Source organism: Variovorax sp. GW823-FHT04F07 (assembly GCF_058795995.1).
The window spans coordinates 289,136-305,947 of the sequence record NZ_JBXAIG010000007.1; the positions used below are offsets into that span (position 1 = coordinate 289,136).

Genomic DNA, 16,812 nt, shown 5'->3' on the forward strand with positions numbered 1-16,812 from the left:
CTTTCGCATCGTGGAGTGGCGGCTGACAAGCCGGCGACACGGGTTTTCCCGATTTCCCACACGCCGGATGCCCCTGTCGCCGGGCTGGGACAATGGCGGGCTTATGGCAAAACAACGGATCGTGGTCGGGCTGAGCGGCGGGGTGGACTCCGCGGTCACCGCGCACCTGCTCAAGCAGCAGGGGCACGAGGTGGTCGGCATCTTCATGAAGAACTGGGAAGACGACGACGACAGCGAGTACTGCTCGTCGAACATCGACTTCGTGGACGCCGCCAGCGTGGCCGACGTGCTGGGCATCGAGATCGAGCACGTCAACTTCGCCGCCGACTACAAGGACCGCGTGTTCGCCGAGTTCCTGCGCGAGTACAAGGCCGGCCGCACGCCGAACCCCGACGTGCTGTGCAACGCCGAGATCAAGTTCAAGGCCTTTCTCGACCATGCCATGCGGCTGGGCGCCGAGAAGATCGCCACCGGCCACTACGCGCGCGTGCGCCTCGACGAAGCCACGGGCCGGCATGAGCTGCTCAAGGGGCTCGACAACTCGAAGGACCAGAGCTACTTTTTGCACCGCCTGAACCAGGCCCAGCTGTCGAAGACGCTGTTCCCGGTCGGCGAGCTGCACAAGACCGAGGTGCGCCGCATCGCGGAAGAAATCGGCCTGCCCAACGCGAAGAAGAAGGACTCGACCGGCATCTGCTTCATCGGCGAGCGGCCGTTTCGCGACTTCCTGAACCGCTACATCTCCAAGGAGCCGGGCCCGATCAAGGACGACCGCGGCCGCAAGCTCGGCGAGCACCAGGGCCTGAGCTTCTACACGCTGGGCCAGCGCCAGGGGCTGGGCATCGGCGGCGTGAAGGAAAAGGGCGCGCAGCGCGGCGCTGGCGACCATTCGCCCTGGTTCGTCGCGCGCAAGGACGTCGAGAAGAACACGCTGTGGGTGGTGCAGGGGCACGACCATCCGTGGCTGCTGTCGTCCGAACTGAAGGCGGACGACGCGAGCTGGGTCGCCGGCGAGGCGCCCACCGCGGGCGCCTACGGTTCGAAGGCGCGCTACCGGCAGGCCGACGCGGCCTGCGAACTGGGCGAGGGTGCCAACGGCGCCTTCAGCCTGCGCTTCGGTGCGCCGCAATGGGCGGTCACGCCGGGGCAGTCGGCCGTGCTGTACGACGGCGAGCGCTGCCTCGGGGGCGGCGTCATCGTCTGAACCGGCCCTAGCGCGGCTGCCGCACGCTGTCTTCGGTGTGGATCAGCGCGAGCGGATGCCGCTTGCCGGCCAGGTAGTCCTCGACGCAGCGCAGCAGCAGCGGGCTGCGATGGCGCGCCACGCTGGCGCGGATCTCGTCCACGCTCATCCACAGCGTGCGCACGATGCCTTCGTCGAGCGCACGACCTTCCTCGCGCGCGCCCAGTTCGCCGGTGAAGGCAAAGCGCATGTAGGTCACGTCGGGCTGCTCGGCCGAGCGCGCCATGTACACGCCGAGCAGCGCGGTCGGCGTGAAGGCGTGGGCCGTTTCCTCGAGCGTTTCGCGAATGCAGCCGTCCTCGGGCGACTCGCCGGGGTCGAGGTGGCCGGCCGGGTTGTTGAGCTTCAGGCCGTCGTCGGTCTGCTCTTCGACGAGCAGGAAGCGGCCGTCTTGCTCGATCACCGCGGCCACGGTGACATTGGGTTTCCAGCGTGTGGGCATCGTGGGCGCGAGTCTATCGGCATCTCGGCTATCGCACGACATAGCCGCTGAAGCGCCAGATGCGGTCGGCGTCGAGCCGGAAGCTCACCCGTTCGCGCAGCGTGCGCTCGGGGGTGTTGCCGAAGCGGGTCTCGTACTCGACGCTGACGTACTGGCCGGCCGCATCGGCGTCCGGGTCGGTCACCACCTGCCGGTGCACGGCCACCCAGGTGCGCTGCTGCGGCCCGCCGAGCGGGGCGCGGCTTCTGGCCACCTTGCTGGCGAAGTCGGTGCGGGTGATGCGCTTGCGGGTGGCGGGCGTGGCGCCGTCCCACAGCTCGCCGGCTTCGTTTCTGTCGATCATCTGGATCGCCTGCAGGCCGCCGCGCACCATATCGCTGGCCTCGACGTCTTCAGCGAGGGCGGGGAACAGGCCGCTGCACAGCAGGAGCAGCGCGGCCAGGAGGAGCCGGGGCATGGGGAAGGGCACTTGTTCGGACGGAACAAGTTGGAGGCCGACGGGGAGGAGGGGTTCCCCGCCCGGCCTGCCGGGGCGAGCGCTCAGCGCGCGTTGGAAGCTGCAGCGGCGGGCCGTGTGTCGACCTCGATGGTTTCCAGCCGGTAGCCCAGGCCGTACACCGCCAGCAGCAGGAAGCCGTTCGACGGACGCAACTCGAGCTTGGTGCGCAGGCGCGACACGTGGGTGTCGAGCGAGCGCGACAGCGCCTCGACCCCCAGCCCCCAGACCGCCTCGTGCAGGTGCTCGCGCGAGAGCAGGCGCCCCAGGTTCTGGAACAGGAAGAGCGCGAGTTCGTACTCGCGGTTCTTCAGTTCGACCAGCTCGCCGTGGACCCGGATGGTGCGCGAGGGCGGAAAGAAGTGGTACGGGCCGAACACCATTTCGGGCTCGTTGCGCGAGGGGTAGGCGCGGCGCAGCAGGGCGTTGATGCGGGCCTCGAACTCGATCGGGCGCAGCGGCTTGGCCATGAAGTCGTCGGCGCCGACATTGAGGCCTTCGACCATGTCGCTGTCGTCGTGGCGCTCGGTCACGAACAGGATCGGCATGCGGCTCTTGTAGTCCTGCCGGATCGTCTTGACGACGTCCGGGCCGTTCATGTCCGGCAGGCGCCAGTCGAGGACCAGCAGGTCGAAGGTCTCGCGGCGCATGGCGTGCAGCAGCGCCTTGCCGGCGGCGTACGTGTGGCACTCGTGACCGAGGCTCGCCATGGATTGGTTGATCAACCGGAGTTGGTCCGGCTCGGTGTCGAGTACTGCAATGCGCATTCCATTCCCTTGTTCCGCCCTGTGTGGACCTCTATGTGTCCGCAATATGAATCGAAGTGTATCTATCTGCGTCTGAAATCATTGCTGTGAATTGCTATTAATTCACGCAAATTGATTTTATGTATGTGGTTCAATTGCTAATTGAATCCAATTGGTGTTAGTTGATTGCAATCTAGAACCAGAGCGAGCGAAGGCGCCACAAGCGCTTCTGCGGCGGTCACCCGTGTTTCCCCCGGGGTCGTACCGGCCGCCAATTTGCTATCAATTAAATAGCTACATGTGCAGTGCCTGCGGGCGTTGAGCAGCAAAAAGAACGCGGCATTCTGGCGACAGGTGCGCTTGTAATCTTGCTGTAAGCTCTGCCCGCAATCCGTGCTGCCCCTTCCCCCTGAGGAGAACTCTATGTTGATAGGCGTGCCTGCCGAGACAGCGGCTGGCGAAACCCGAGTGGCCGTTACACCCGAAACGGTGAAGAAACTGGTGGCCTCCGGGCATACCGTGCGTGTGCAGGCCGGTGCCGGCATTGCAGCCAGCGTCACCGACGCGGCGTACCAGACGGCAGGCGCCGAGATCACCGATGCGGCCGGGGCGCTCTCCGCCGACATGGTGCTCAAGGTGCGCACGCCCAGCGACGCCGAGGCGGCGCAGCTGAAGGCCGGCGCGGTCGTCATCGGCATGCTCAATCCTTTCGACGCGGCCGGCCTGCAGCGCCTGGCCGCCGCGGGTGTCACGGGCTTCGCGCTCGAAGCCGCGCCGCGCACCACGCGCGCCCAGAGCATGGACGTGCTCAGCTCGCAGGCCAACATCGCCGGCTACAAGGCCGTGATGATCGCGGCCGACAGGTACCAGCGCTTCTTCCCCATGCTGATGACCGCCGCCGGCACCGTGAAGGCCGCGCGCGTCGTCATCCTGGGCGTCGGCGTGGCCGGCCTGCAGGCCATCGCCACGGCCAAGCGCCTGGGCGCCGTCATCGAGGCGTCGGACGTGCGTCCGAGCGTCAAGGAACAGATCGAGTCGCTGGGCGGCAAGTTCATCGACGTGCCTTACGAGACGCAGGAAGAGAAAGACGCGGCCGAAGGCGTCGGCGGCTACGCCCGCCCGATGCCCGCCAGCTGGCTCACGCGCCAGCAGGCCGAGGTCGCCAAGCGCGTCGCGCTGGCCGACGTGGTCATCAGCACCGCGCTCATCCCGGGTCGCGCCGCGCCCACCCTCGTCACCGAGGACATGGTCAAGTCGATGAAGCCGGGCTCGGTGATCGTCGACATCGCGGCCGGCAAGGGCGCCGACGGCATCGGCGGCAACTGCCCGCTGTCGGAGGCCGACAAGACCGTGGTCAAGCATGGCGTGACCATCGTCGGCGAAACCAACCTCGCGGCGCTGGTGGCGGCCGACGCGTCGGCGCTGTATGCGCGCAACGTGCTCGACTTCCTCAAGCTCGTCGTCACGAAGGAAGGCGCGCTCAAGATCGACCTCGAGGACGACATCGTCGCCGCCTGCCGCGTCACGCAGGACGGCCAGGTCACGCGCAAGTAAGAGCAGGCTGCCTTCCATGAACCGCACCATGCTCCGCGCGAAGCTGCATCGCGCCACCGTGACCGAAGCCGACCTGCACTACGAAGGCTCGTGCGGCATCGACGAAGACCTGCTCGACGCGGCCGACATGCGCGAGTACGAAAAGATCGAGCTGTACAACGTCAACAACGGCGAGCGCTTCTCGACCTACATCATCAAGGCGGCGCGCGGTTCGGGCGCCATCTCGCTCAACGGCGCGGCGGCGCGCAAGGCGCATGTGGGCGACCTGCTCATCATCTGCACCTACGCCCCCATGACCGAGGCCGAAGCCGCCGACTACAAGCCCAAGGTGGTGCTGCTTGGCGATGCCAACCGCATCAACGAAGTCAAGAAGCTCTGACAGGGCACGCAAGACCGAACGAGGAGAACACAACACCATGGAAATCGTTTCGCACACCGTCATCAACCTGACCATCTTCGTGCTGGCCATCTATGTCGGCTACCACGTGGTCTGGACCGTCACGCCCGCGCTGCACACACCGCTCATGGCCGTGACCAACGCCATCTCGGCCATCGTGATCGTGGGCGCCATGCTGGCCGCCGCGCTCACCACCACGCCGCTGGGCAAGACCATGGGCGTGCTCGCCGTGGCGCTGGCCGCGGTGAACGTCTTCGGCGGCTTCCTGGTCACGCGCCGGATGCTCGAGATGTTCAAGAAGAAAGACAAGAAGGCCGCCCCCAAGGCCGCAGAGGGAGCCGCCAAGTGAGCATGAACCTCGTCACGCTGCTGTACCTCGTTGCCAGCGTCTGCTTCATCCAGGCCCTGAAGGGCCTGTCCCATCCCACCACCTCGATCCGCGGCAACATCTTCGGCATGACCGGCATGGCGATCGCCGTGCTGACCACCATCGCGCTGGTCCACGGACAGGCGCGCGCCCTCAACGTCGACTTCACCACCGGCATCGCCTGGGTGCTGGCCGCCGTCGTGGTCGGTGGCGGCCTCGGCGCCTTCATGGCCAACAAGGTCGAGATGACCAAGATGCCCGAGCTGGTCGCCTTCATGCACAGCATGATCGGCCTGGCCGCGGTGTTCATCGGCGTGGCCGCGGTGGCCGAGCCCTGGGCCTTCGGCATCACCGCCGCGCCCGTGGCGGCGGTCGTCGGTGCGCGCACGCCCGATGGCGCGGTCCTCTTCGAGGGCTTCGTGCGTCATGCCATTCCCTACGGCAACCGGCTCGAGCTGTTCCTGGGTGCGGCCATCGGCGCCATCACCTTCAGCGGCTCGGTCATCGCCTTCGGCAAGCTCTCGGGCAAGTACAAGTTCCGCCTGTTCCAGGGTGCGCCGGTGCAGTTCTCGGGCCAGCACATGCTGAACCTGGTGCTGGGCCTGGCGACCATCGCCCTGGGCCTGGTGTTCGTGGCCACCGAAAGCTGGCCGGCGTTCTTCGCGATGCTGGCGCTGGCCTTCGTGATGGGCGTGCTCATCATCATCCCGATCGGCGGCGCCGACATGCCGGTGGTGGTGTCGATGCTCAACAGCTACTCGGGCTGGGCGGCGGCCGGCATCGGCTTCAGCCTGAACAACGCGATGCTGATCGTGGCCGGTTCGCTGGTGGGCTCTTCGGGTGCGATCCTGAGCTACATCATGTGCAAGGCCATGAACCGCTCGTTCTTCAACGTGATCCTGGGCGGCTTCGGCGGCGAGGCAACCACCGCCACCGACGGCGCCAAGGAACAGCGCCCGGTCAAGAGCGGCAGCGCGGACGATGCGGCCTACATGCTGTCCAACGCCGAGACGGTGATCATCGTGCCGGGCTACGGCCTGGCCGTGGCGCGCGCCCAGCACGCCGTGAACGAACTGGCCGAGAAGCTCACGCACAAGGGCGTCAAGGTGAAGTACGCCATCCACCCCGTGGCCGGCCGCATGCCGGGCCACATGAACGTGCTGCTGGCCGAGGCCGAGGTGCCCTACGACCAGGTGTTCGAGATGGAGGACATCAACGGCGAGTTCGCGCAGGCCGACGTGGCGATCATCCTGGGCGCCAACGACGTGGTGAACCCGGCCGCGCTCACCAAGGGCACGCCGATCTACGGCATGCCGATCCTGGAAGCCTACAAGGCCAAGACCGTCATCGTGAACAAGCGCTCCATGGCCGCCGGCTACGCGGGCCTGGACAACGAGCTCTTCTACATGGACAAGACCATGATGGTCTTTGGCGATGCGAAAAAAGTAGTGGAAGATATGGGCAAGGCCATCGAATAGGCCGAAGGTCCGTGCCCGCGATGCGGGCCTGATCGTCGCGGCGCCTCACGTGCGCCGTTTTCGTTTTTAAAAACTCATCCGACTCCGAGGAGACACATCCATGACCGAACGCCCCTGGCTCAGCAGCTACCCGCAAGGCGTGCCCGCCGACATCGACGCGTCGCACTACCCGTCGCTGGTGGCGCTCATGGAGGAGAGCTTCACCAAGTACGCCGACCGCACGGCCTACAGCTTCATGGGCAAGGACGTGAGCTACGGCGAGACCGACAAGCTCAGCAAGGCCTTCGCGGCCTACCTGCAGGGCCTGGGCCTCGTGAAGGGCGACCGCGTCGCCGCGATGATGCCCAACTGCCCGCAGTACCCGATCGCTGTGGCGGCCATCCTGCGCGCCGGCCTGATCCTGGTGAACGTGAACCCGCTGTACACGCCGCGCGAACTCGAGCACCAGCTCAAGGACTCGGGCGCCAAGGCGATCGTCATCATGGAGAACTTCGGCACCACGCTGCAGCAGTGCATCGCGAGCACGCCGATCAAGCACATCGTGCTGGCCTCCATGGGCGACCGGCTCGGCTTTCTGAAGGGCGCGCTGGTCAACTACGTGGTGCGCAACGTCAAGAAGCTGGTGCCGCACTTCAGCCTGCCGGGCGCGGTGCGCTTCAACGATGCGCTCGACAAGGGTGCGGGTGGTTCGCTCAAGCCCGTGGCCACCGGCCCCGACGACGTGGCCGTGCTGCAGTACACCGGCGGCACCACCGGCGTGTCCAAGGGCGCGGTGCTGCTGCATCGCAACGTGATCGCCAACGTGCTGCAGTCCGAAGCCTGGAACGAGCCCGTCATGGCCAAGGTGCCGGCCAACGAGCAGCCCACCAGCGTGTGCGCGCTGCCGCTGTATCACATCTTCGCGTTCACGGTCGGCATGATGCTGAGCATGCGCACGGGCGGCAAGCTGATCCTGATCCCGAATCCGCGCGACATTCCCGGCGTGCTCAAGGAACTGTCCAAGCACACCATCCACAGCTTCCCGGCCGTCAACACGCTGTTCAACGGGCTGGCGAACCACCCCGACTTCAACACCGTCAACTGGAAGAACCTGAAGGTCTCGGTCGGCGGCGGCATGGCGGTGCAGGCCGCGGTGGCCAAGCTCTGGCTCGAGAAAACCGGCTGCCCCATCTGCGAGGGCTACGGTCTCTCGGAAACCTCGCCCTCGACCACCTGCAACCCGACCAACAGCACCGCCTACACCGGCACCATCGGCCTGCCGCTGCCGAGCACCTGGCTCAAGCTGCTCGACGACGACGGCAACGAAGTGCCCACCGGCGAGCGCGGCGAGATCGCCATCAAGGGCCCGCAGGTCATGGCCGGCTACTGGCAGCGCCCCGACGAGACCGCCAAGGTCATGACGCCCGACGGCTACTTCAAGAGCGGCGACATCGGCGTGGTCGACGAGCGCGGCTACTTCAAGGTGGTCGATCGCAAGAAGGACATGATCCTGGTGTCGGGCTTCAACGTGTACCCGAACGAGATCGAGGACGTGGTGGCGATGCTGCCCGGCGTGCTCGAATGCGCCGCGGTCGGCGTGCCCGACGACAAGACCGGCGAGGCCGTGAAGCTCGTCATCGTTAAGAAGGACGAGTCGCTCACCGAAGCGCAGGTGCGCGAGTACTGCCGCGCCAACCTCACGGGCTACAAGCAGCCGCGCGTGATCGAGTTCCGCACCGACATGCCCAAGACACCGGTGGGCAAGATCCTGCGGCGCGAACTGCGGGATAGCAAGAAGTAGTAAGGGTTCCGCCCGGGTGGGGCCGGGGCATCGATCTTGCATATTCGCGGGTCGATGCTCAGATTCATTTACGTTCGCCTAGGCTTGCTCGTGCCGACCTTCATCGGCATGACGCTGCTGGCCTTCTTTCTCATCCGGCTGGTGCCGGGTGACCCCATCGAGACGATGGCCGGCGAGCGCGGGATCGACCCCGCGCGCCACGCCGAGCTGCGCACCGCCATGGGCCTGGACAAGCCCCTGCTCGTGCAATACGGCATCTACATCGGCCGCGTGCTGCAGGGCGACCTGGGCAAGTCGCTCATCACGCAGGACACGGTGATGAGCGAGTTCCTCGCGCTCTTTCCGGCCACCGTCGAACTCGGCGTGTGCGCGATTCTCTTCGCGCTGCTGCTCGGGCTGCCGGCCGGCATCGTCGCGGCGGTGCGGCGCAATTCGATCTTCGACCACGGTGTGATGGCCACGTCGCTCACCGGCTACTCGATGCCGATCTTCTGGTGGGGCCTGCTGCTGATCCTGTTCTTCTCGGTGCAGCTGGGCTGGACGCCGGTGTCGGGTCGCATCTCGGTGCAGTACTTCGTCGAGCCGCAGACCGGCTTCCTGCTGATCGACGCGCTGCGCGCCGGCGAGACCGAGGCTTTCTGGTCGGCGCTGCACCACCTCATTCTTCCGGCCATCGTGCTGGGCACCGTGCCGCTGGCCGTCATTGCGCGCATGACGCGCTCGGCCATGCTCGAGGTGCTGGGCGAGGACTACATCCGCACCGCGCGCGCCAAGGGCCTGTCGCGCTTTCGCGTGGTGGGCCTGCATGCGCTGCGCAATGCGCTGATCCCGGTCGTCACGGTGATCGGCCTGCAGATCGGCGTGCTCTTCACCGGCGCGATCCTCACCGAGACCATCTTCTCCTGGCCCGGCGTCGGCAAGTGGCTCATCGAGGCCATCGGGCGGCGCGACTACCCGGTGCTGCAGGGCGGCATGCTGCTGCTGGGCGGCATCGTGATGCTGCTCAACCTGCTGGTGGACATCGCCTACGGCGTCATCAACCCGCGGATCAGGCACTGAGTCGATGACGAGCAACACCCACGCCGTTCCCCCCGGCTCGCAGGCCTCGGCGCCTCCCGGTCCCTGGCGCGAGTTCTGGACCGCCTTCTCGGCGAACCGGGGCGCGGTCATCGGTCTCGTCACCATCGTGGTGCTGCTGCTGGTGGCGCTGTTCGCACCGTGGATCGCGCCGCATGCACCGAACGAAACCAACGCCGCCGCGTTCCTCAAGCCGCCGGCCTGGCAGGACGGCGGCTCGTGGACCTACCTGCTGGGAACGGACGCCATCGGGCGCGACATCCTGTCGAGGCTCATGCACGGCGCGCGGCTGTCGCTGTCGATCGGCGTCGCAGTGGTGGCGCTGTCGGTGGTGGTGGGCGTGGTGCTCGGGCTCGTCGCCGGCTTCTTCCGCGGCGCGCTGGAGATCGCGATCATGCGGATGATGGACATCATCCTCACGATGCCCAGCCTGCTGATGGCCATCGTGATCGTCGCGATCCTCGGGCCGGGGCTCGTCAACGCCATGCTCGCGGTGGCCATCGTGGTGCTGCCGCACTACGTGCGCATCACGCGCGCCACGGTCATCGCCGAGGTCTCGCGCGACTACGTGACCGCGGCGCGCGTGAGCGGCGCCAGCACGCTGCGCCTGATGTTCCGCGAGGTGCTGCCCAACTGTTCGGCGCCGCTGATCGTGCAGGCCTCGCTGGGCGTCTCGACCGCCATCCTCGACGCGGCGGCGCTCGGCTTCATCGGCCTGGGCGCACAGCCGCCGTCGCCCGAGTGGGGAACGATGCTGGCCGATGCGCGCGAGTTCGTGCTGCGCGCGTGGTGGGTCGTGACCTTCCCGGGCCTCGCCATCCTTGCGGCCGTGCTGGCCTTCAACCTGCTGGGCGACGGGCTGCGCGATGCGCTCGACCCCAAGCTCAAGCGCTGACGCAAAGGAGAGCACAGATGCCTTTGCTGGACATCAAGGATTTGCACGTCGAGTTCCCCACGCAAGGCGGCGTGCTGCACGCCGTCGACGGCGTGAGCCTCACGCTCGAAGAGGGCGAGGTGCTCGGCATCGTCGGCGAGTCGGGCTCGGGCAAGAGCGTCACGATGATGGCGCTCATGGGCCTCGTCGGCTTCCCGGGCCGCGTGCGCGCGGACCACATGCGCTTTGCGGGCAAGGACTTGCTCGGCATCTCCGACAAGGCCCGCCGCACGCTGGTCGGCAAGGAGGTCGCGATGATCTTCCAGGAGCCGACCACCAGCCTCAACCCCTGCTTCACCATCGGCTTCCAGCTGATGGAAACGCTGCGCCTGCACCTGAAGCTCGACAAGCGCGAAGCGAAGAAGCGCGCCACCGAGCTGCTCGAACAAGTCGGCATCCCCGCCGCCTCGTCACGCCTGGGCAGCTACCCGCACCAGCTCTCGGGCGGCATGAACCAGCGCGTGATGATCGCCATGGCCATCGCCTGCAACCCGCGCCTGTTGATCGCCGACGAGCCGACCACCGCGCTCGACGTGACCATCCAAGCGCAGATCCTCGACCTGCTGCGCGACCTGCAGAAGGAGCGCGGCATGGCGCTGGTGCTCATCACGCACAACATGGGCGTGGTCAGCGAGATGGCGCAGCGCATCGCCGTGATGTACGCGGGGCAGGTGATGGAGCACCAGCGCGTCGACCGCCTCTTTGCGTCGCCGCAGCATCCCTACACCGAGGCGCTGCTCGCGGCGCTGCCCGAACGCGCCGCGCCCGAGGGCCGGCTCGCCACCATCAGCGGCGTGGTGCCCGGCGTGCACGACCGGCCCGCGGGCTGCCTGTTTGCGCCGCGCTGCGGCTACGTCACCGAGCGCGCCTGCCAGGTGCGACCGGCGCTGCGTGCGTGGCAGGGCGCCGAGGTGCGCTGCCACTTTCCGCTCGGCGAGCCGGGTCGCGCCGAAGCCATCGCGCACGACCCGCCGTGCGCGGCCATCGCGGAGGTGCTGCCATGAGCGACGCATCGCCGCCGGAGATCGTCGCCGAGGCGCGCAACCTGCAGCGCACCTACGCCGTGCGCCGCGGGCTGTTCCGCGCGCCGGCGCAGCTGCGCGCCGTGGGCGACATCTCGTTCCGCCTCGAACGCGGGCGCACGCTGGCCGTGGTGGGCGAGTCGGGCTGCGGTAAGTCGACGCTCGCGCGCATGGTCGCGCTGATCGAGAAGCCCACCGCCGGGCAGCTGACGCTGATCGGCGCCGATGCGGTGAGCCCGCCGCATGAACGCAGGCGCGAGCTGCGCCAGGCGGTGCAGCTGGTGTTCCAGAACCCGTACGGCTCGCTCAACCCGCGCAAGAAGATCTCGGCAGTGCTCGAAGACCCGCTGGCCATCAACACCACGCTGAGCAAGCCGGAGCGCGCCGAGCGCGCGCGCGAGATGCTGGCCCGCGTCGGCCTGCGCCCCGAGTACGCCAACCGCTACCCGCACATGTTCTCGGGCGGCCAGCGCCAGCGCATCGCCATCGCGCGCGCGCTCATGCTGTCGCCGCGCCTGCTGGTGGCCGACGAGCCGGTGTCGGCGCTCGACGTGTCGATCCAGGCGCAGGTGCTGAACCTGCTGGCGGACCTGCAGGCCGAGCTGGGCCTGGCCTACCTCTTCATCTCGCACGACCTGGGCGTGGTGCGCCACATCGCGCACGACGTGCTCGTGATGTACCTGGGCCATGCGGTGGAGCAGGGCCCCAAGTCACGCATCTTCGCGCGGCCGCTGCATCCGTACACGCAGGCGCTGCTGGCCTCGACGCCGGGGCTGAGCAGCCAGCGCATCGTGCTCAAGGGCGAACTGCCGTCGCCGTTGAATCCGCCTTCGGGCTGCGTCTTCAGCACGCGCTGCCCGCACGTGCAGCCGCGCTGCCGCGAGGAGCGCCCCGCGCTGCGCGCGCTCGACGAGCGGCTGGTGGCCTGTCACTACGCCGAGCAGTTTCTCGATGGCGCGCCGGCCGTGCGCGCCGATGGTCCCGTGCTCGCCGCGTCCTGAAGAAGAGTGGAGTGGCGATTTTTTCAACCCTGTCTCGAGGAGTCCCCATGAAGACCCAGTCCTCCGTTTCGCGCCGCTCACAAAAGCTGGCGCTCCTGGCACCGGCAGCGCTCACGGCCCTTACCCTGGCCTGCGGCGCCGTGTCAGCCAAGACGTTGGTGTACTGCTCCGAAGGAAGCCCGGAAAACTTCTACCCGGGCATGAACACCACCGGCACGTCGTTCGACGTGACCACGCAGGTCTACAACACCGTCGTCGAGTTCGAGCGCGGCGGCACCAAGGTGATGCCGGGCCTGGCCGAAAAATGGGACATCTCGGCCGATGGCACCGTGTACACCTTCCACCTGCGCAAGGGCGTGAAGTGGCACACCACGAGCAAGAGCTTCAAGCCCACGCGCGACTTCAACGCCGACGACTTCATCTTCATGCTCGAGCGCCAGTGGAAGGAGAGCGACCCCTTCTTCAAGGTCACGAGCCAGAACCACTCCTACTTCAACGACATGGGCATGCCCAAGCTGCTGAAGTCGGTGGACCGCATCGACGACCACACGGTGAAGATCACGCTCAACCAGGCCGAGGCGCCGTTCCTCGCGAACCTGGCGATGCAGTACGCGGGCATCCAGTCGAAGGAATACGCCATCGCGATGCTGAAGGCCGGCACGCCCGAGAAGGTCGACCAGGACCCGGTCGGCACCGGCCCGTTCTACCTCGTGCAGTACCAGAAGGACGCGATCATCCGCTTCAAGGCCTTCCCGCAGTACTGGGGCGGCAAGGCCAAGATCGACGACCTCGTGTTCGCGATCACGCCCGATGCCTCGGTGCGCTGGGCCAAGCTGCAAAAGGGCGAGTGCCACGTCATGCCGTACCCGAACCCGGCCGACCTCGACGCGATCCGCAAGGACCCGAACGTACAGGTGCTGGAGCAGCCGGGCCTGAACGTGGGCTACCTCTCGTACAACACGACGAAGAAGCCCTTCGACGACGTGCGCGTGCGCAAGGCCATCAACATGGCGATCAACAAGAAGGCCATCATCGACGGCGTGTACCTCACGACCGGCGTGGCCGCGAAGAACCCGATCCCGCCGACGCTGTGGTCCTACAACGATGCCGTGAAGGACGACCCGTACGACCCCGAAGCGGCCAAGAAGCTGCTGGCGCAGGCCGGCTTCCCCGACGGCTTCAGCACTGACCTGTGGGCCATGCCGGTGCAGCGCCCGTACAACCCGAACGCCAAGCGCATCGCCGAGCTGATGCAGGCCGACCTGGCCAAGATCAACGTCAAGGCCGAGATCAAGAGCTTCGAGTGGGGCGAGTACCGCAAGCGCCTGCAGGCCGGCGAGCACCAGATGGGCATGCTGGGCTGGACCGGCGACAACGGCGACCCGGACAACTTCATGTACACCCTGCTGGGCTGCGCCTCGGCCAAGTCGGCCAGTGGCAGCAACATCTCGAAATTCTGCTACCAGCCCTACGAAGACCTCGTGGTGAAGGCCAAGAGCGCGACCAAGCAGTCGGAGCGCGACGCGCTCTACAAGAAGGCGCAGGTCATCTTCAAGGAGCAGGCGCCGTGGTTCACCATCGCGCACGCGGTGCAGCTGAAGCCGGTGCGCAAGGAGGTGGTCGACTTCAAATTGAGTCCGTTCGGCCGCCACACCTTCTACGGCGTGGACATCAAGTAAGCCGTGGTCGCTGCGCCCATCGCCATCGTCGCGGCCATGCACGAGGAGCTCAGTGCGCTCCTCGCGCGCATGCCCGACGAGCAGCGCGTGCGCGTGGCCGGCCGCGACTTCTGGGTCGGCCACCTGCAGGGCCAGCCCGTGGTCGCGGTGCTGTCGCGCATCGGCAAGGTCGCGGCGGCGGTCACGGCCACGGTGCTGCTCGAGCGCTTCGGCGTGCGGGCGATCGTGTTCACGGGCGTGGCGGGCGGGCTGGCACCGGGCGTGAATGTCGGCGACGTGGTCGTGGCGACCGAGCTGCTGCAGCACGACATGGACGCCTCGCCGATCTTTCCGAAGTACGAGGTGCCGCTGATGGGGCGTTCGCGCTTCGCGGCCGACGCGGCCATCGGCGATGCGCTGGCGGCGGTGGCCGAAAGCACCTTGCGCGATCCGGTGAGTCTGGTGGGGCAGAAGGCGGTCGATGAGTTCCATCTGCGGTCGCCGAAGGTCCATCGCGGCCTGCTGATCAGCGGCGACCGCTTCGTGTCGACCACCGCGGAGTGTGGGGCCCTGCAACGCTCGCTGCCCGATGCGCTCGCCGTCGAGATGGAGGGCGCGGCGATGGCGCAGGCCTGCCACGACTACGGCGTGCCCTTCGCGGCGCTGCGGACCATCTCGGACCGCGCCGACGATGCCGCGCACGGCGACTTCACGCGCTTCGTGGCCGAGGTGGCGAGCCGTTACAGCCTCGTGCTCGTCGACGCCTGGCTCGCCTCCCTGCCGCGCGACGCGGCCTGAAGAACCTGCCTACGGCGCGAGCCGGCGCAGCTGCGGCAGGTCGCGCAGCAGCGGCGGGATCGACAGCGCCAGCAGCAGCGCGGCCAGCGGCACGACGCAGATGAAGCCCACGTGCTTGAAGCCCAGGGCGCCCACAGCGCCGCCGAGCACGAACATGGCGACCAGTCCGCCGCAGCGGCGCAGCCGGCTGCGGTCGTGGCGCACCGGCAGCGGCGTGGACGGCGCGCGCCGGTTCCAGTAGAGCATCTTGCCCAGCTCGATCCCCACGTCGGTGATGTTGCCGGTCATGTGGGTGGTGCGCGTGCTGCCGCCCGAGGTCTTCGACGCCACGGCGTTCTGCAGCCCCATGATGAACGACAGCAGCAGCACCGTGAGCGGCACCGCGAACGGCGTGGCCCAGGTCAGCGTGATGGCGCCGGCGAGCCCGAACGGGAACATCAGCGCGGCCTCCAGCAGCAGGGGCAGCGCGTACACGCCATGCAGCCGGTGCTGCCGCGCCCAGTTCACCAGCACCGCGCAGACCGCGGCGCCGCTCACGAACGCCAGGATCGCGCCCAGCGCGTTCAGCAGCAGCGTGAGGTTGCCCAGCACCATGCCGTCCGCCAGCTGCGAGGCGAAGCCGGTCATGTGCGAGGTGTACATGTGCAGCACGAGGAAGCCGCCCGCATTGATGGCGCCGGCGTTGAAGGCCAGCAGCAGCCCGAGCGCGGTGTTCGTCGACGGCGCGCGGTGGCGGTTGGTGAGGAAACGAAGTCTGCGCACGGGGCTCTCCAGGTCAGCTGCCTGCCGGCAGCCACTCTAGCACCCAGTACAGCGACTACTTGAGCCAGCCGCGCCGGCGGAAGTACCACATCGGCACCAGCGCGCTCGCGGCCATCAGCGCGATGGCGTAGGGGTAGCCCATGGCCCAGTCGAGCTCGGGCATGAACTTGAAGTTCATGCCGTAGATGCTGGCGATCAGCGTGGGCGGCAGCAGCGCGACGCTGGCCACCGAGAAGATCTTGATGGTCTTGTTCTGGTTGATGTTGATGAAACCGACGGTCGCATCCATCAGGAAGTTGATCTTGTCGAAGAGGAAGGCCGTGTGGTTGTCCAGCGATTCGATGTCGCGCAGGATTTGCCGCGCCTCTTCGAACTGCTCGGCGTTGAGCATCTTGCTGCGCATCATGAAGCTCACGGCGCGGCGCGTGTCCATCACGTTGCGGCGGATGCGGCCGTTCAAGTCTTCCTGCCGCGCGATGGCGCCGAGCACCTCGCCGGCCAGCTCGTCGCTGACGTTGCCCGACAGCACCTTCTTGCCCGCCACCTCGAGCTCGTCGTAGATGTTCTCCAGCGTGTCGGCCGAGTACTCGGCGTCGGCGTCGAAGAGCTTGAGCATCACTTCCTTGGCGTCTTCGATCAGCCCCGGCGCGCGGCGTGCGCGCATGCGCAGCAGGCGGAACACGGGCACGTCCTCGTCGTGGATCGAGAACAGCACGCCGCGGCTGCGCAGGTCGGTGTTGTGCTGGTTCAGGATGAAGGCGACGCGCACCGTGCGCGGGTCTTCGTCGTCGTCGATCAGGAAGTCGGAGCGGATGTGCAGCTCGCCGTTGTCTTCCTCGTAGAAGCGGGCCGACTCCTCGATGTCCTCGTCCATCGCGTCTTCGGGAATCGAGAGGCCGTAGTACTGCTTGATCCAGCGCTTTTCCTCGAGCGTGGGCGACTCGAGGTCGACCCAGATCGGCTGGAACTTGGAGAGCTCTTCGAGCGACTCGATCTCTTCCTGGACGAGGCGGCCGTTGGCGAGCGTAAAGATGTTGAGCATGGGCTCACTCCCGGG

Annotated in this window: 17 protein-coding genes; 12 read left to right on the forward strand and 5 right to left on the reverse strand. The window is 67.2% G+C overall.

The genetic code is table 11. From position 1 onward, the window contains the following. Nucleotides 1-103: 103 nt before the first annotated feature. Complete coding sequence (gene mnmA, locus AC1RAA_RS27360) at nt 104-1,204, forward strand: tRNA 2-thiouridine(34) synthase MnmA (protein WP_492731603.1); 1,101 nt, start codon at nt 104-106, stop codon at nt 1,202-1,204. A 7-nt stretch (nt 1,205-1,211) separates the two neighbouring features. Here the strand turns inward: mnmA and AC1RAA_RS27365 are convergent, their stop codons facing one another. The 3 genes from AC1RAA_RS27365 to AC1RAA_RS27375 all read right to left on the reverse strand — a co-directional run bounded on the left by AC1RAA_RS27365 (nt 1,212) and on the right by AC1RAA_RS27375 (nt 2,948). Continuing rightward, nucleotides 1,212-1,685 carry an NUDIX hydrolase gene (locus AC1RAA_RS27365; protein WP_062481500.1) on the reverse strand — a complete coding sequence of 158 codons (474 nt, stop codon included), beginning with the start codon at nt 1,683-1,685 and terminating at the stop codon, nt 1,212-1,214. Between the two features lie 28 nt (nt 1,686-1,713). Further along, complete coding sequence (locus AC1RAA_RS27370) at nt 1,714-2,142, reverse strand: DUF4019 domain-containing protein (protein ID WP_095949750.1); 429 nt, start codon at nt 2,140-2,142, stop codon at nt 1,714-1,716. Nucleotides 2,143-2,225: 83 nt separating this feature from the next. Further along, a complete protein-coding gene (locus AC1RAA_RS27375) occupies nt 2,226-2,948 on the reverse strand; it encodes a response regulator transcription factor (protein ID WP_369630987.1) in 723 nt (240 codons plus the stop codon). Between the two features lie 402 nt (nt 2,949-3,350). Here AC1RAA_RS27375 and AC1RAA_RS27380 point away from each other — a divergent pair, with 402 nt between their 5' ends. The 11 genes from AC1RAA_RS27380 to AC1RAA_RS27430 all read left to right on the forward strand — a co-directional run bounded on the left by AC1RAA_RS27380 (nt 3,351) and on the right by AC1RAA_RS27430 (nt 14,993). Next, complete coding sequence (locus AC1RAA_RS27380) at nt 3,351-4,481, forward strand: Re/Si-specific NAD(P)(+) transhydrogenase subunit alpha (protein ID WP_139702225.1); 1,131 nt, start codon at nt 3,351-3,353, stop codon at nt 4,479-4,481. A 16-nt stretch (nt 4,482-4,497) separates the two neighbouring features. Further along, on the forward strand, nt 4,498-4,860 hold the full coding sequence (panD, locus tag AC1RAA_RS27385; RefSeq protein ID WP_062481508.1) for an aspartate 1-decarboxylase: 363 nt from the start codon (nt 4,498-4,500) through the stop codon (nt 4,858-4,860). A 37-nt stretch (nt 4,861-4,897) separates the two neighbouring features. Beyond that, complete coding sequence (locus AC1RAA_RS27390) at nt 4,898-5,227, forward strand: NAD(P) transhydrogenase subunit alpha part 2 (protein ID WP_062481510.1); 330 nt, start codon at nt 4,898-4,900, stop codon at nt 5,225-5,227. Further along, complete coding sequence (locus AC1RAA_RS27395) at nt 5,224-6,723, forward strand: NAD(P)(+) transhydrogenase (Re/Si-specific) subunit beta (protein ID WP_095949748.1); 1,500 nt, start codon at nt 5,224-5,226, stop codon at nt 6,721-6,723. Before AC1RAA_RS27390 ends, AC1RAA_RS27395 begins: the two co-directional genes overlap by 4 nt. 100 nt (nt 6,724-6,823) lie before the next feature. Further along, a complete protein-coding gene (locus AC1RAA_RS27400) occupies nt 6,824-8,503 on the forward strand; it encodes a long-chain-fatty-acid--CoA ligase (protein ID WP_070063399.1) in 1,680 nt (559 codons plus the stop codon). Nucleotides 8,504-8,557: 54 nt separating this feature from the next. Further along, nucleotides 8,558-9,562, forward strand: coding sequence for an ABC transporter permease subunit (locus AC1RAA_RS27405; RefSeq protein ID WP_070063398.1), 1,005 nt, complete (start codon nt 8,558-8,560; stop codon nt 9,560-9,562). Between the two features lie 4 nt (nt 9,563-9,566). After that, nucleotides 9,567-10,475 (forward strand): ABC transporter permease subunit, encoded by a 909-nt coding sequence (locus AC1RAA_RS27410; RefSeq protein WP_492731607.1) that lies wholly within the window; start codon nt 9,567-9,569, stop codon nt 10,473-10,475. A 17-nt stretch (nt 10,476-10,492) separates the two neighbouring features. Then, entirely contained in the window at nt 10,493-11,518 is a 1,026-nt protein-coding gene (locus AC1RAA_RS27415) for an ABC transporter ATP-binding protein (protein ID WP_492731609.1), read from the forward strand. Continuing rightward, nucleotides 11,515-12,537: a peptide ABC transporter ATP-binding protein gene (locus tag AC1RAA_RS27420; RefSeq protein WP_492731611.1), complete on the forward strand. Its 1,023-nt coding sequence runs from the start codon at nt 11,515-11,517 to the stop codon at nt 12,535-12,537. The genes AC1RAA_RS27415 and AC1RAA_RS27420 overlap by 4 nt, the downstream gene beginning before the upstream one ends. Before the next feature lie 47 nt (nt 12,538-12,584). Further along, nucleotides 12,585-14,216, forward strand: a complete 1,632-nt coding sequence (locus tag AC1RAA_RS27425; protein WP_492731613.1) for an ABC transporter substrate-binding protein — start codon at nt 12,585-12,587, stop codon at nt 14,214-14,216. Between the two features lie 3 nt (nt 14,217-14,219). Further along, nucleotides 14,220-14,993: a 5'-methylthioadenosine/adenosylhomocysteine nucleosidase gene (locus AC1RAA_RS27430; protein ID WP_492731615.1), complete on the forward strand. Its 774-nt coding sequence runs from the start codon at nt 14,220-14,222 to the stop codon at nt 14,991-14,993. A gap of 9 nt (nt 14,994-15,002) precedes the next feature. Here AC1RAA_RS27430 and AC1RAA_RS27435 read toward each other — a convergent pair whose 3' ends face one another. Both AC1RAA_RS27435 and corA read right to left on the reverse strand, forming a co-directional pair. Next, on the reverse strand, nt 15,003-15,755 hold the full coding sequence (locus AC1RAA_RS27435) for a YoaK family protein (RefSeq protein WP_062481040.1): 753 nt from the start codon (nt 15,753-15,755) through the stop codon (nt 15,003-15,005). Between the two features lie 55 nt (nt 15,756-15,810). Beyond that, nucleotides 15,811-16,797, reverse strand: coding sequence for a magnesium/cobalt transporter CorA (corA, locus tag AC1RAA_RS27440; RefSeq protein WP_056584267.1), 987 nt, complete (start codon nt 16,795-16,797; stop codon nt 15,811-15,813). Nucleotides 16,798-16,812: the final 15 nt, after the last annotated feature.